We start from the raw sequence: 268 nt of genomic DNA on the forward strand, positions 1-268 counted from the left end.
GCTCGTCTCAGCAGTCGCTCATCCCGTACATCATGAACGCGTTCATCTACAACGCGTTCAACACGGGTTCGGGATCCACAGGCCAGCCCGTCTCGCTCGGTATGGACGGCGACACCGTGCAGATGCAGACGATGCAGGACGGGTGGCGCGAGGGCCTGGCGTTCCTCAAGAAGATGTGGGACGCCGGCCTGATCGACCCCGCCGCGTTCTCGCAGGGCGGCGACGCCATGACCGCGACCGGCAACGCGGCCCAGGGCGTGACCATCGG

Annotated in this window: 1 pseudogene; it reads left to right on the plus strand. The window is 66.4% G+C overall.

The features are described from left to right. Positions 1 to 268: pseudogene (locus tag SB717_RS36320) on the plus strand (hypothetical protein); the annotation flags it as partial.

Origin of the sequence: Priestia sp. SIMBA_032, assembly GCF_046535215.1 — a bacterium.
GTDB classification, from domain to species: Bacteria; Bacillota; Bacilli; order Bacillales; family Bacillaceae_H; genus Priestia; species Priestia aryabhattai.